Below are 14573 nucleotides of genomic sequence, written 5' to 3' on the forward strand. Positions count from 1 at the left end.
ACCGCACACCAAAGGGGCAATCAGGACGCCGTCGTGCCCAAGACCACTTCGATTGTCAATTGTCCTGCGGAATGGTGACGATACGCGCCGCGGATGTCTTTCCACGCAGTGCCTCGCGCAGTCCGACAGCGACGTCCGTCGGTGCCACGGCGGTCTTCGAGCCGTTTCCGCGCTCGATCTGCACGCCGTCGAACGTGCTGCCGTAGAGCGTCTTCAGCACGTTGAGGTCGTAGTGCTCGACGAGTTTGCCGTTGAGGGCCTGCACGGTCAGGAACTTGTAGATCGAGTTCTGCGGGCTGAAGGAGACCGCGTGCGTGGCGTCCGTCCTGATCGTCACGTTGGCCGACATCGCGAGCTTCGCGAAGTCCTTCATCTCGCGGTCGACCTCGGCGTTCGTGACCGTCGGCTCCTTGGTGGTCGTCGGGACCGTCACCGTGGTGGCCGTGCCGGTCTCCACCTCGGTGCGGTACGCCTCCTCGACAGCCGTGACGGAACCGGCCGGGTCGATGGCCTTGCCCGCCTTGCCGTAGACGGCGACCGCCTTGCCGGCCTTGAACTCGATCGTGCCCTCGGTCACCGCACCGGTGCCGGAGCCGCCGCCGAGGTTCGCCAGGGCGGCCTGGAGCTTCTCCTCGTCCGTCGGCATCTCGGGCTGAACGACGCGCTCCTGGCCGAAGAGCGAGCCGATCACGGAGACCGGGTTGTAGTCGCTGGTGGCGGCCTTGCTGACGGTGGTCGCGAAGTCGAACTGAAGCCCCGCCTGGTCCGGCTTCAGCGAGACGGTCCTGCCGCCCACCGACAGCTTCAGCGGCTTGTTCACCCGGTCGCCGAACGCGTCGTCGAGCTTCTTGACGGCGTCGTCACGGGTGCCGCCGCCGATGTCGACGCCGAGCACGGTGGTGCCCTTGGGCACGTCGGTGTGGTTCATCAGCAGCCCGGCACCGTAGGCACCGCCCGCGATGACGAACACGCCGACGCCGAGCAGGACCAGCTTGCTGCGGCCCTTCTTCTTTTTCTTCGCCGCGCTCTTGCCCGCGTTCTTGGCGGCGGGCGCGCTCTGCGCCGAGCCGGACTCGGGCAGCTTCGGGGGCGTGTGGGGAAGCGGTCCGTCCGGGTGGGTGCCCGTGCCGAACGGCGCGGTGCCGCTGCCCGGGACGACCGGCATACCGCTGGTGACGGTGTGTCCGGAGACCTGGTCGGCGGGGGCGCCGTAGCCGGGCATGCCGGGCTGGGCGAGCTTCTGCGGGGTGAGGATCGCGGTGTCGTCGCTGAGACCGCCGCCGGGGATCATGCCGGGGAGACCGGCGCCGCCGGCCGTACCGGGGCCGCTGAGTCCCATGGCGGGGCCCGCGCCGGGACCGCCGGGACCCGCGCCCGGACCTCCAGGGCCGCCGGGAACACCCGGGCCCCTGCCGCGACCGGCGTGCCGGCCGGGGGCCGCAGCACCGGGGCCGCCGGGAACACCAGGGCCACCCGGGCCGCCCGAACCGTCGGCGTAGCCGCTCAGCGCGCTGGGCGCGCCCGGGGCGCCGCCCATGGGGCCGGGCGGCAGCATCAGGCCGTCGCCGGTGACCGGGCCGCCGGTCGGGCCCGCGGGGCCCTGGGGGCCGCCCTGGCCGCCGCGCCCGTTCGGGCCGTTGAAACCGCTGGGTCCGCCGGGACCGCCCTGGCCGCCGGGGCCCATGCCCTGGCCGTCGGGTCCGGGGAACTGCTCGATGCGCGGGCCGTGACCGTTGGTCCCGGGGAAGCCCTGGCCGTTCGTCTCGGGGTAGCCCCCCAGCGCACCCTGACCGCCGGGCCCGGGGAAGCCGCCCTGCTCGCCGCCCTGGCCGCCCGCTCCGGGCAGGCCGCCCTGCTCGCCCTGACCGTTCCCGGAGAAGTACGGCAGGTCATCGCGGCGGGGTTCGCCGGGGCCGCCGCCCGGACGGGAGCCGTTGCCCAGCGAGCCCGCCGCCAGCGCCTCGGTCACGTCGAAGGAGCCGGTGCCGCCGCCGTGCCCGGGGGCCACGGGTCCGCCACCGGTGGCACCGGCGAACCCGGCACCGTTCGTACCGCCGTTCGCGCCGCCCGGCCGGGAGGCGCTCGGCAGGCCCATGGCGCCGACCACACCGCCGGGCCGGCCGCCGGTCGGCCGCGCACCGCCGGGCGCGCCCGAGGCGCCCGCAGGCGGCGCGCTCGGGGTTCCGGCGGCCGAACCGCCCGCAATCCCCGCGCCGTTGGTGCCGCCACCGCCCTGACCGCCCTTCGCGGGGCCGGACTTGCGTGGCGCGAACCAGTCGCTCGTCTTCTCCTCGGGCGTGGGCAGGGCGAGTTCGGCGGTCGGCTCGACGACGCCGGTGGGCAGCGCGGAACTCGGCAGCTGCGTCTCGGCGGTCGTGGACCCGTCGGCGGACTCGGTGTCCGCGACGGGCGTGCGCACGACGACCGGCGGAATGGGCCGCGACCCGGGGATGTTGATCCGGATCCGGGTCGTCAGCGTCGTCTCGGTCTTGCGTTCCTCCGGCTGCGCGGCCGAACGCCCCGCATCCGTACGGTCGTCGGAAGCCGCCGGCGTCCCGTACGGCGGGGTCCCCGAGGGGTAAGCGGCTCCGCCGCGCCCGTCGGGCCCGGAGGACGGAGTGTCAGTTTCACGACTCAAGGCAGGTTCTCCCGGTTGGCTCCGCCGCCCGACACCCACGGGCGACTCGGCGGCGCGCACCACCATACTGGCCACTTCTTGGCGGTATCCCACGGCCGCTGGGGAAACCCACACCGGACTCGCACGCGCGCGTCACCGCGAAGTGGTACGTCACTTGCCAAGTCGGACGTCAGGGCCGCTTGGTTGCCGCCCCAAACCCAACGTGGCGCAGATCACAGCAACAGCCATTCCACCGAGCAGGAAGAGATAGGAACCGACTCCCGCGCCGAAGAGGAAGTCGCCCTCCGGACGGCTGGCGGTGAGCAGGACGACGGCCACCATCCAGCCGGCCGCGGGCGCGACGGCCCCGCCCCTGCCGTCGGCCGCTCTCGCCCCGCCGAGGAAGAGTCCGCCCGCTCCGGCGAGCGCGAGCAGCAGTCCGCCGGGGAACCAGCCGCCCTGCACCAGCGCCCCGGCCGCCCCGACGACGGCGCCGAGCACGAAGAGCCCGAGGTAGGCCAACACCCGTAGTCCGGAAGGCCGTTGCAGCGGCTGGGCGAGCAGGCTTCCGCCGCCCTGGTTGGCGCTCGTCACAGGCCCAGCCCTTCGAAGAGGTCGGTCTCGGGCGCCGGGCCGCCGGCCCCGCCCTTGACCAACTCGTAGTACTCGGTGGTGAGGATCGGTTGCGCGAGGTGGTTGGAGAGCACGAAGTACGGCTCGTCCGGGGCGACTTCGATCTGGGTCGCGTGCGCGCGCATCGCGGCGGTCTTGGCGGCGGCGTGGGCGGTGCCGTCGATCACGGTGGTGATCCGCCCGTCGTCCACGACACCCGGGACGTCGTCCACGGCAGCGGTCTCCCCGAAGGGAAGCTCCGGCAGCGCGTCCCGCAGCCGCGCGAAGCCCTCCTCGACGACGGTCCGGGGTACGCGGTTCCAGTAGATCTTGGCGATCGACTGCCCTGCGTCTGCGGCCAGTTCGGCGGCGCGCATGGCGACGCGGTGGGCCTGGATGTGGTCCGGGTGGCCGTAGCCGCCGTCGGGGTCGTAGGTGACCAGGACCTGCGGGCGGACCTCGCGGATCACCTCGACGAGGTGTGCGGCGGCCTCGTCGACGTCGGCCTGCCAGAAGCAGTCGGGGTCGTCGTTGTCCGGGGTGCCCATCATCCCGGAGTCCTGGTAGCGGCCGGGGCCGCCGAGGAGACGGAAGTCACCGACTCCCAGCTCGGCCGTCGCGGCCCCGAGCTCACCCGCCCGGTGTTTCGCGAGCGCGGCGCCGGTCAACTGCCGCAGCGCGGGCGGAATGACCTCGCCGTGCTCGCCGAGGGTGCAGGTGACCAGCGTCACCAGGGCACCCTCAGCCGCGTACTTGGCCATGGTCGCGCCGTTGTTGATCGACTCGTCGTCCGGATGCGCGTGCACGAGCAGCAGACGACGGGCAGGCAGTTCCGTCATGTGCCCACCCTAAAGGGGGGGCCGTCAGAACTTGATGCTGCCGATCATGCTCGCGATGTTCGTCGTGAGATCGCTGATCGTGGGCGCGATGGTCGAGGAGGCCAGATAGAACCCGAGGAGGACACAGACGACCGCGTGCCCGCCCTTCAGCCCTGATTTCTTGACCAGAAGGAAGACGACGATCGCCAGCAGCACCACCGCCGAAATCGAGAGTGCCACGGCGGCTCACCTCCAATGATCCCAGGGACTCGGGGGGGTCGGACTATGGGGGCAATGGATCCATGGCGTGGATCCGTAGAGCAAATCCATACAGCAGCCAGCAGGTTCATACCCACACTGCGCTAGTGATCATAACTATCCGCGCTCGCGCATCGCTCGGCGCACAGCCGCACAAGGGGGCGCATGGCCAATATGGTCGGGTCATGACGACCGAGACCGACTCCTTCCCCCGACGGCACGCCCGTACCCAGCGGTTCACGCTCGGCGCACCGCGCGCGTTCAGCGTGGCGCCCGATGGTTCGCGGGTCGTGTTCCTGCGCTCCTCCTCCGGCGAGGACCGGGTGAACGCGCTGTGGGTCCTCGATCCGGCGGGCGGCGAGGAGCGCGTCGCGGCCGACCCGCGCGCCCTTCTGGGCGGCGCCTCGGAACATCTCTCGCCCGAGGAGCGGGCGCGCCGCGAGCGCACCCGCGAGGGCGGTGCGGGGATCGTCGGCTACGCCACCGACAGCGAGGTCGAGTTGGCGTCTTTCGCCTTGTCAGGGCGGCTTTTCACGGCCGAGCTGCGGGCCGGCACGGCACGCGAACTCCCCGTCCCCGGACCGGTGATCGACCCCCGTCCGGCCCCCGACGGACGCCACATCGCCTACGTCACCGAGGGCGCCCTGCGGGTCGTGGGAGCCGAGGGCGAGGACGACCGGGTGCTCGCCGGGCCGGAGTCGGACGAAGTCACCTATGGACTGGCCGAGTTCATCGCGGCCGAGGAGATGAGCCGTACCCGCGGCTTCTGGTGGTCGCCGGACTCGGACCGGCTGCTGGTCGCCCGGGTGGACGACACGCCGGTGGAGCGCTGGTGGATCGCCGACCCGGCCCACCCGGAGCGCGCGCCGCGCCAGGTCGGGTATCCGGCGGCGGGGACGGCCAACGCGGAGGTGCGGCTGTATGTGATCGCGCTGAACGGGGTGCGCACGGAAGTCGTATGGGACCGTGCGCGGTACCCGTATCTGGCGCGAGTGCACTGGTCAGCGGCGGGTGCGCCGCTGCTGCTCGTGCAGGCGCGGGACCAGCGCAGCCAGCTGTTCCTGGCCGTGGACCCGGACACCGGGGCGACCCGGATGGTGCACGCCGACGAAGATCCAGTTTGGCTTGATCTTTTCCCTGGCGTGCCGTGCTGGAGCCCCTCCGGACGGCTCGTGCGGATCACCGACGAGGGCGGTGCCCGGGTCCTCGCGGTCGGTGAACGCCCGCTCACCGGACCGCAGTTGCACGTCCGCGCGATACTGGACGTCTCGGACGACAACGTGCTGGTCGCGGCCTCGGCGGGCGAGGCCGCACCCGCCCCGGAGACCGGCGAGGTGCATGTCTACCGGGTCAACGAACTCGGCCTGGAGCGCGTCTCGCAGGAGCCCGGCGTGCACTCGGCGGTACGCGCCGGGGGCGTGACAGTACTGCTGTCGGCGGTGCCGGACCGGCCGGGCACGGGGGTACAGGTGCTGCGCGAGGGCAAGAAGACGCTGACGATCGCGTCGTACGCCGAAGATCCCGGTATGTCCCCGCGCATCACGTTCACCGAGGGGGGCGCACGCCGCGTCCCGTGCGCCCTGCTTATGCCACAGGACTACGACGGCGGCAGCCCTCTTCCGGTTCTGCTGGACCCGTACGGCGGTCCGCACGGCCCCCGGGTGGTCGCCGCGCACAACGCGCACCTCACCTCGCAGTGGTTCGCCGACCAGGGTTTCGCGGTGCTCGTCGCCGACGGGCGGGGCACACCGGGCCGCTCACCGGCCTGGGAGAAGGGCGTCCACCGCGACTTCACGGTCTCCCTGGACGACCAGATCGACGCCCTCCAGGACCTCGCGAAGTCCCACCCGCTCGACCTCTCGCGGGTCGCCATCAGGGGCTGGTCGTACGGCGGTTGGCTCGCCGGCCTCGCCGTGCTGCGCCGCCCGGACGTCTTCCACGCGGGCATCGCGGGCGCCCCGGTCACCGACTGGCGGCTCTACGACACCCACTACACCGAGCGGTACCTCGGCGACCCGGCCAAGGACCCGCAGTCGTACGCGAGGAGCAGCCTGGTGACGGACGACGGACTGTCCGCGCCCGCCGAGCCGCACCGCCCGCTGATGGTCGTGCACGGCCTCGCCGACGACAACGTGGTGGTCGCGCACACCCTGCGGCTGTCCTCGGCGCTGCTGGCCGCCGGCCGCCCGCACGAGGTGCTGCCACTGTCCGGGGTGACCCACATGACCCCGCAGGAACAGGTCGCGGAGAACCTGCTGCTGCTTCAAGTGGACTTCCTGAAGCGGTCGTTGGGGCTGGCGTAGGTACGGCAACGGACCGGGGCGACATGGCGCGCCCCGGTCCGTTTACGGCACCCGCACGGCCGTACGTTGTTCAGGTTGACGCGTCCGTATATCGAGATCGGGTCGGCCGAGTTGCCTGCGTGTTAACGCGGTTGATACCCGTTTGCACCCTTATTCCGCCCCATTCCCAAGATCGTCCGGGGTCTCGTCCTTCGGTACGACCGTCTTCTCCTCCGCGAAGTGACAGGCCGAGTCGTGCGCGGCGGGCCCGCTCGCGAGCCGGAACTCGGCCGGTACGGCGAGCAGCGGCACCTCCAGCGAGCAGCGCTCCTGGGCCTTCCAGCAGCGGGTGCGGAAGCGGCAGCCGGACGGGACGTTGGTCGGGGACGGCACGTCACCCGCCAGGATGATCCGCTCCCGGTGCTCGCGGGCGTCCGGGTCGGGCACGGGGACGGCGGACAGCAGCGCCTGGGTGTACGGGTGCGTCGGGTGGTCGTAGATCTCCTCGTCCCTGCCGATCTCCACGATCCGGCCGAGGTACATCACCCCGACCCGGTCCGAGATGTGACGGACGATCGACAGGTCGTGCGCGATGAAGACGTACGACAGGTCGAACTCGTCCTGGAGGCGGTCGAGGAGGTTGATGACCTGGGCCTGCACGGAGACGTCGAGCGCGGAGACGGGTTCGTCGGCGACGATGACCTCGGGGCGCAGGGCCAACCCCCGTGCGATGCCGATGCGTTGGCGCTGGCCGCCGGAGAACTGGTGCGGATACCTGTTGATGTACTCGGGATTGAGCCCCACCACGTCCAGCAGATCCTGAACCCGCTTGCGCCGGTCGCCCTTCGGCGCCACCTCGGGGTGGATCTCGTACGGCTCCCCGATGATGTCGCCGACCGTCATCCGCGGGTTGAGGGAGGTGTACGGGTCCTGGAACACCATCTGGATGTTGCGGCGGGCGGCCTTCAGGGCACGGCCGGACATCTTGCTGATGTCCTCGCCCTTGAACTTGATCGACCCTTCCGTCGGCCGCTCGAGATTGACCAGCATCTTGGCGACAGTCGACTTGCCGCACCCGGACTCCCCGACGATGCCGAGGGTCTCTCCTCTGCCCAGCGTGAAGTCGACACCGTCGACAGCCTTGACGGCACCGACCTGCTTCTTGAACAGGATGCCCTGGGTCAACGGGTAGTGCTTGACCAGTCCGGTCACTTCAAGGATCGGCTCAACCGTTGACTCGGCCATTGAGGCACTCCCTCCAGAAGTGACAGGCACTGCCCCGGTGTTGATCGACCTCGTACAGCTCGGGTTCGTCGGTCCGGCACACGTCCTGGGCCATCGGGCAACGGGGGTTGAAGGCGCAGCCGGACGGGATGTGCATCAGGTTCGGCGGGAGACCCTTGATGGCGTAGAGCTCCTGCCCCTTCTGGTCCAGGCGCGGGATGGAGTCGAGCAGACCGCGTGTGTACGGATGCGCCGGGGCCTTGTAGATGTCATGAACGGGGGCCGACTCGACGATCCGTCCCGCGTACATGACAGCGATCTTGTCGGCCACGTCGGCCACGACTCCGAGGTCGTGGGTGATGAGGATGAGCCCCATGTTGAGCTCGCGCTGCAACTCGGCGAGCAGGTCCATGACCTGCGCCTGGACGGTGACGTCGAGGGCGGTGGTGGGTTCGTCGGCGATGATGAGCGCCGGTTCGAGGGCGAGCGCCATCGCGATCATGATGCGCTGGCGCATACCGCCGGAGAACTGGTGCGGGTAGTCGCGTACGCGCTCCTTGGCGGCCGGGATCCGCACCCGCTCCATCAGCTCGACGGCCTTGGCGCGCGCGTCCTTCCGCGACATCCCCTTGTGCACGACGAACATCTCGCCGAGCTGATCGCCCACGGAGAGCACGGGGTTGAGCGAGGACAGCGCGTCCTGGAAGATCATCGCCATCTCGGCACCGCGAACCTTGCGCCGCTCCTCCTCCTTGAACTTGAGGAGGTCCTTCCCCCGGAACAGGATCTCCCCGCCGGTGATCTTCCCCGGCGGCACATCGAGAATCCCCATCACGGCCTGCGCGGTCACCGACTTCCCGGACCCCGACTCCCCCAGCACGGCGAGGGTCTCCCCCTCGTCCACGCTGTAGTTGACCCCGTTGACGGCCTTGGCGACCCCGTCCCTGGTCCTGAACTCCACGTGCAGATCCCGCACTTCGAGCAGCATGACGGCACCTCACCTCAACTTCGGGTCAAGGGCGTCGCGTACCGCGTCGCCCAGCATGATGAACGCGAGGACCGTGATCGCGAGGGCTCCGGCCGGCCAGAGGAGCATGTGCGGGGCGTTGCGGATGTAGGCGGAGGCGGAGGAGATGTCGATGCCCCAGCTGACCGTGGGGGGCTTCAGGCCTACACCGAGGTAGGACAGGGTCGCCTCCAGGGAGATGTACGTGCCGAGGGCGATGGTGGCGACGACGATCACCGGGGCCACCGCGTTCGGGGTGATGTGGCGAAGCAGGAGGCGGGAGTTGGAGGCTCCCAGCGCCCGCGCGGCCTGGACGTAGTCGTTCTGTTTGGCGGTGATGACCGAGCCGCGCGCGATGCGGGAGATCTGCGGCCAGCCGAGCAGCACCATGAAGCCGATGACCGGCCAGACCGTGTTGCTGGTGACCACGGAGAGCAGGACCAGACCGCCGAGGACCACCGGGATGGCGAAGAAGATGTCCGTGAGGCGGGACAGGATCGAGTCCCAGATTCCGCCGAAGAAGCCGGCCAGTCCGCCCAGTACCGAGCCGAAGACCGCGACGCCCAGCGTGGCGAGGACGCCGACCGTGACCGACGTACGGGTGCCGTAGACCGTGCGCGTGTAGACGTCGCAGCCCTGGCCGTCGTAGCCGAAGGGATGGCCGGGCTGGGAGCCCTCCTGGGCCTTTGCGAGGTTGCACTTGAGGGGGTTGCCGGAGGCGATCAGGGACGGCCAGAGGGAGATGACGATCAGGAAGAGGATGACCAGCGCGGAGATGATGAAGACCGGGTTGCGGCGCAGGTCCCGCCAGGCGTCGGACCAGAGGGAGCGGGGCTTCTCCCCGGGGCCCGTGCCTTCCGGTCCCCCTGGTGTCTTCTCCAGGGTCTCCGCCTCGCTGGTCGCGAGGTCCATCGCGCCGCCCATGCCGGTGCCGGCGATGGCGCGGTCCGGTTCGAACGGCTGCTCAGGCATAGCGGATCCTCGGGTCGAGTACGGCGTACAGGAGGTCTACGAGCAGGTTGGCGACCAGGAAGACGAGCACGAGGATCGTCACGAAGCCGACCACGGTCTGCGTGTTCTGCCGGACGATCCCCTGGTAGAGCTGGAAGCCGACGCCGTGGATGTTGAAGATCCGCTCGGTGACGATCGCGCCGCCCATCAGCGCGCCGATGTCGGTGCCGATGAACGTGACCACGGGGATCAGGGAGTTGCGCAGCAGGTGGCGGATGATCACCCGGCGTCTCGGGAGGCCCTTCGCCACCGCCGTGCGGACGTAGTCGGAGCGCCGGTTCTCCGCGATGGAGGTCCGGGTCAGCCGGGTGACGTAGGCGAGTGAGACCGAGGCCAGGACCAGGCCCGGCACGATCAGTTCGCTGAACGTCGCGTCCGTGGACACCGACGGCTTGATCCAGCCCCATTCCACGCCCAGCAGCAGTTGCAGCAGCAGACCGGTGACGAAGGTCGGGATGGAGATCACGATGAGGGTGAGCAGCAGCACGCTCGTGTCGATCGGACGGCCGCGCCTGAGGCCGGTGACGACCCCGAGCGCGATGCCCACGACGACCTCGATGACGATCGCCACGACGGTCAGCCTGATGGTGACGGGGAACGCGGTCGACATCAGCTCGGTGACCTTCTGGCCGTTGAACGCCGTACCGAAGTCACCGGTGAAGACGTTCCCCATGTAGGTCAGGTACTGCTGCCACACGGGCTTGTCGAGGCCGAACTCCCGCTTGAGCTGGGCGGCCGTCGCCGGGTCGCACTGCCGGTCTCCGCACAGGCCCGCGATGGGGTCGCCCATCACGTTCACCATCAGGAAGATCAACAGGGTGGCGCCGATGAAGACCGGGACCATCTGCAGCAGCCGCCGGACGACGTACCGTCCCATGCGGGCTCAGCCGACCTTGATCTCGTTGTACACGGGGACGCTGAACGGGTTGAGCGCCACGTTCGAGAGCCGGTCGGAGTAGCCCGCGCTGCCGTTCTGGTACCAGAGCGGGATGGCGGCCATGTTGTCCCGTACGACGCCCTCGGCCTGCTGGAAGAGCTTGATCGCCTTGCCGGTGTCGGTCTCCGCGTTGGCCTGGTCGACGAGCTTGTCGAAGTCCTTGTTGGACCACTGGCCGTCGTTGGAGGAGGCGTTGGTGTAGTAGAGCGGCTGGAGGAAGTTCTGGATGAGCGGGTAGTCCATCTGCCAGCCGGCCCGGAACGGCCCGGTCATCTTGTGCTGGCCGATCTGGTTGCGGAAGTCCGCGAAGGTGCCGACCGGGTTGCCGACGCAGGCCTTGTCGTTGCCGAGCGCGTTGTTGATGGAGTTGCACACGGCGTCCACCCACTCCTTGTGCGAGCCCGTGTCCGCGTTGTACGTGATCTTGACCTGGCCGCCGGGCAGCCCGCCGCCCTCCTGGACCAGCTTCTTGGCCTCGGTCGGGTTGTACTTGCAGGAGTCACCGCACAGCCCGTCCTGGAAGCCGCCCGCGGTGCCGAGCACCGGTGAGGTCCAGTCGGTGGCCGGGGTGCGGGTCTTCTGGAAGATCGTGTTGGTGATCTGGTCCCGGTTGATCGCCATGGACAGCCCCTGGCGGACCTTCTCCGAGCCGCTCTTGTTCCAGTCCTTGTCGTAGTACGGGAACGCGAGCGTCTGGATGATCCCGGCGGGGGTGTTGATGTACCGGCCGCCGAGGTCGCTCTTGACGTTCTTGAGCTGCGAGGCCGGGATGTCGTCGACGAGGTCGAGGTTGCCGGCCATCAGGTCGGTGTAGGCGGTGTTGTTGTCGGTGTAGACCTTGAGGGTCACGCCGCCGTTCTGCGCCTTGTCGGCGCCGGTGTAGCCGTCCCACTTCTTGAGCTGCATCTGCGAGCCCTTGGTGTACGACTCGATGGTGTACGGCCCGTTCCCGACCGGCTTCTTCAGCCAGGCCGCGTGGTCCGAGAAGAACGTCGACGGCAGCGGGGAGTAGGCCGCGTAGCCGAGGGTGTCCGGGAAGGTGGAGAACTTCTGGGTGAGCTTGATGGTGAAGGTGTCGGTGCCGGTCACCTTGAGCCCGGACAGCGTGGTCGCGGACTGCGAGCCGCTGTCGGGGTGGACCTTGTCGTAGCCGTCGATGTACCCGAAGAAGTACGCGTTCTTCTGGTTGTTCTTGAGGCTGGCGCCGTAGTTCCACGCGTCGACGAAGGACTTCGCGGTGACGGCCTCGCCGTTGCTGAACTTCCAGCCGCTCTTCACGGTGACCGTGAAGTTCTGCGAGTCGGTGGTCTCGATCTTGTCGGCGAGCATGTCCTGGGCCTTGCCGGTCTTCGGGTCGTACCGCTTCAGGCCGCGGAAGACCATGTCGAGGACCTTGCCGCCCTGCACCTCGTTGGTGTTGGCGGGCTCCAGCGGGTTCTGCGGGTCTCCCCAGGAGGCACTGAGCACCGCGCTGCCGTCACCGCCGCTGCTGCCGCTGCCGCTGCTCCCACAGGCGGTCGCCGCGAGGGCTACCGCCGCCGCGCAAGCGGCCCATTTGGCGTGCGTGGCTCCACGCATCGAGTGCCTCCTCAGGAAAGCCGATCCAGGCCGATCCAGATCGATCCATTACCGGCCAATATCTGCATAAATTGGGCACCTCGCACACGCAGTCACCCGAATGCAGCACAGGCCGCGCGTGGGAGGGGTGACGCACGGGGCGAGGCGGGCCCGGCTCCACTGCCACCGCCCCACCAGGCACGCTTCAGTGGTGTGGACCAATAAACCTCCGATCGGTCCGTCAACTCACTGTTTCCGCAGGCCACATGGCCTTTCATGCGCCGTTGACGGGCGCCGACCGCCGCTGATAGACACACTCTTCAACCCAGCCCGGCGTCACCTGGTCAAGCGCGAGGTCAGGACCATGAGCACTCAGGACCGGAACGGCACAGAGCACTCACGCCCCAGAAGACCGCGGCCCCGCCGCTTACACCGGCTGGTGGCCGGAGCATCCGGCGCCCTGGCCCTCACGGCGGCCCTCGCCACCCCCCTCGACCCGGCACCGCAGCAGGCCGAGGCCAAGGCCGGCAAGACCGACAAGGTCCTCACCGTCGCCGTCGCACAGAGCGTGGACTCCCTGAGCCCCTTCCTGGCGACCCGCCTGGTCAGCACGAGCATCGGCCGGCTGATGTACGACTACCTCACCAACTACGACCCCAAGGACAACCACACGATCCCGGGGCTCGCCACCAAGTGGACGTCGTCGCCGGACAAGCTGACCTGGACGTACACGATCCGCTCGAACTCGGAGTGGTCCGACGGACAGCAGGCCACCGCCGAGGACGCTGCCTGGACCTTCAACACGATGATGACCGACCCGGGCGCCGCCACCGCCAACGGCAGCTTCGTCACCAACTTCGCGAAGGTCACCGCCCCCAGCCCCACCCAGCTGGTCATCCAACTGAAGAAGCCGCAGGCCACGATGACCGCGCTCGACGTGCCGATCGTGCCCGAGCACATCTGGTCGAAGGCCGGCGACCTCTCCAAGTTCAACAACGACAAGACCTTCCCGATCGTCGGCAACGGCCCGTTCGTCCTCACCGCCTACAAGCCCGACAGCTACGTCCGCCTCAAGGCCAACAAGTCCTTCTGGCGCGGGGCACCGAAGTTCGACGAACTCGTCTTCCGCTACTACAAGGACCAGGACGCGGCCGTCGCCGCCCTGCGCAAGGGCGAGGTCTCCTTCGTCGCCGGCTCCCCCTCCCTGACCCCCGCCCAGGCCGCCTCTCTCAAGACCGAGAAGAACATCAAGGTCAACGACGCCCCCGGCCGCCGCTTCTACGCCCTCGCCACCAACCCCGGCGCCCAGGCCAAGAACGGCACCCACTTCGGCGACGGCGACCCCTCCCTGCTCGACGAGCGGGTGCGGCACGCCCTGTTCATGGCGGTCGACCGCACGACCCTCATCGACAAGGTGTTCCAAGGCCACGCCGTCGAGGGCCAGGGCTACATCCCGCCACGCTTCTCCACGTACTTCTGGAAACCGTCCGCGAGCCAGGACCTCGCCTACGACCCCACGAAGGCGGCCCAACTCCTCGACCAGGCGGGCTACAAGAAGAACGGCGACGGCAAACGCGTCGGCAAGGACGGCAAGCCGATCGACTACCGCCTGCTGTGCCACGCCACCGACCCCAACGACAAGGCGGTCGGCCAGTACCTCAAGGAGTGGTGGGGCAAGCTCGGCATCGGCGTGACGCTCGACTGCCTCGACAACGTCACCGACCCCTGGCTCGCGGGCAAGTACGACCTCGCCTTCGACGGCTGGTCCGTCAACCCCGACCCGGACTTCGTGCTGTCCATCCACACCTGCGCGGCACTTCCGGCGACCCCCAAGGACATCGGCGCGACCGACAACTTCATCTGCGACAAGACCTACGACAAGCTCTACGCCCAGCAGTTGGCCGAGTACGACCCGGCAAAGCGCGCGGACATCGTCAAACAGATGGAGTCGCGGCTGTACGACCTCGGGTACATGAACGTCCTGGCGTACCCGAACGCCGTCGAGGCCTACCGCACCGACCAGATCAAGTCCCTCGACACGATGCCGCTGAGCGGCGGCAACATCTACGGGCAGGACGGCTACTGGAGTTGGTGGTCGGCGGTGCCAGCGACCTCCGACGGCTCGTCGTCCGGCGGGCTCTCGGGCGGGGCGATCGCCGGGATCGCCGTCGGGGGGCTCGTGGTCGTCGGCCTGGTGGTCCTGTTCGCGGTACGGCGCCGGGCCACCGCCGAGGACCGGGAGTAGCCGGTG

General features: G+C 69.4%; 11 protein-coding genes. 2 read left to right on the plus strand and 9 right to left on the minus strand.

All coding sequences use genetic code 11. The features are described from left to right. Window positions 1–55: 55 nt before the first annotated feature. The 4 genes from ACQHII_RS17365 to ACQHII_RS17380 form a co-directional block, all read right to left on the minus strand. A complete protein-coding gene (locus ACQHII_RS17365; RefSeq protein WP_427920145.1) occupies window positions 56–2638 on the minus strand; it encodes a hypothetical protein in 2583 nt (860 codons plus the stop codon). Between the two features lie 150 nt (window positions 2639–2788). Next, window positions 2789–3211 carry a DUF6113 family protein gene (locus tag ACQHII_RS17370; RefSeq protein ID WP_427920146.1) on the minus strand — a complete coding sequence of 141 codons (423 nt, stop codon included), beginning with the start codon at window positions 3209–3211 and terminating at the stop codon, window positions 2789–2791. Further along, on the minus strand, window positions 3208–4068 hold the full coding sequence (gene mshB, locus ACQHII_RS17375) for an N-acetyl-1-D-myo-inositol-2-amino-2-deoxy-alpha-D-glucopyranoside deacetylase (RefSeq protein ID WP_427920147.1): 861 nt from the start codon (window positions 4066–4068) through the stop codon (window positions 3208–3210). Before mshB ends, ACQHII_RS17370 begins: the two co-directional genes overlap by 4 nt. A gap of 24 nt (window positions 4069–4092) precedes the next feature. Beyond that, a complete protein-coding gene (locus ACQHII_RS17380; protein ID WP_019058412.1) occupies window positions 4093–4287 on the minus strand; it encodes a hypothetical protein in 195 nt (64 codons plus the stop codon). Between the two features lie 203 nt (window positions 4288–4490). Here ACQHII_RS17380 and ACQHII_RS17385 point away from each other — a divergent pair, with 203 nt between their 5' ends. Beyond that, complete coding sequence (locus ACQHII_RS17385) at window positions 4491–6608, plus strand: prolyl oligopeptidase family serine peptidase (RefSeq protein WP_427920148.1); 2118 nt, start codon at window positions 4491–4493, stop codon at window positions 6606–6608. A gap of 150 nt (window positions 6609–6758) precedes the next feature. Here the strand turns inward: ACQHII_RS17385 and ACQHII_RS17390 are convergent, their stop codons facing one another. Genes ACQHII_RS17390 through ACQHII_RS17410 form a run of 5 tightly spaced genes read right to left on the minus strand, consistent with a single transcriptional unit; the run spans window position 6759 to window position 12343 of the window. Then, on the minus strand, window positions 6759–7832 hold the full coding sequence (locus ACQHII_RS17390; RefSeq protein WP_427920149.1) for an ABC transporter ATP-binding protein: 1074 nt from the start codon (window positions 7830–7832) through the stop codon (window positions 6759–6761). Next, window positions 7813–8799, minus strand: a complete 987-nt coding sequence (locus ACQHII_RS17395; RefSeq protein WP_427920150.1) for an ABC transporter ATP-binding protein — start codon at window positions 8797–8799, stop codon at window positions 7813–7815. The genes ACQHII_RS17390 and ACQHII_RS17395 overlap by 20 nt, the downstream gene beginning before the upstream one ends. A 9-nt stretch (window positions 8800–8808) precedes the next feature. Then, window positions 8809–9789 carry an ABC transporter permease gene (locus ACQHII_RS17400; protein ID WP_427920151.1) on the minus strand — a complete coding sequence of 327 codons (981 nt, stop codon included), beginning with the start codon at window positions 9787–9789 and terminating at the stop codon, window positions 8809–8811. Next, window positions 9782–10705, minus strand: coding sequence for an ABC transporter permease (locus tag ACQHII_RS17405; RefSeq protein ID WP_200714015.1), 924 nt, complete (start codon window positions 10703–10705; stop codon window positions 9782–9784). The genes ACQHII_RS17400 and ACQHII_RS17405 overlap by 8 nt, the downstream gene beginning before the upstream one ends. 6 nt (window positions 10706–10711) lie before the next feature. Next, window positions 10712–12343, minus strand: coding sequence for a peptide ABC transporter substrate-binding protein (locus tag ACQHII_RS17410; protein ID WP_427920152.1), 1632 nt, complete (start codon window positions 12341–12343; stop codon window positions 10712–10714). Window positions 12344–12686: 343 nt separating this feature from the next. On the opposite strand from ACQHII_RS17410, the gene ACQHII_RS17415 reads away from it, so the two are divergent. Further along, window positions 12687–14567 carry an ABC transporter substrate-binding protein gene (locus ACQHII_RS17415; RefSeq protein WP_427920153.1) on the plus strand — a complete coding sequence of 627 codons (1881 nt, stop codon included), beginning with the start codon at window positions 12687–12689 and terminating at the stop codon, window positions 14565–14567. The last annotated feature ends 6 nt before the right edge of the window (window positions 14568–14573 follow it).

Source organism: Streptomyces sp. cg40, from assembly GCF_050320165.1.
In the GTDB taxonomy this organism is placed as follows: Bacteria; Actinomycetota; Actinomycetes; order Streptomycetales; family Streptomycetaceae; genus Streptomyces; species Streptomyces hokutonensis.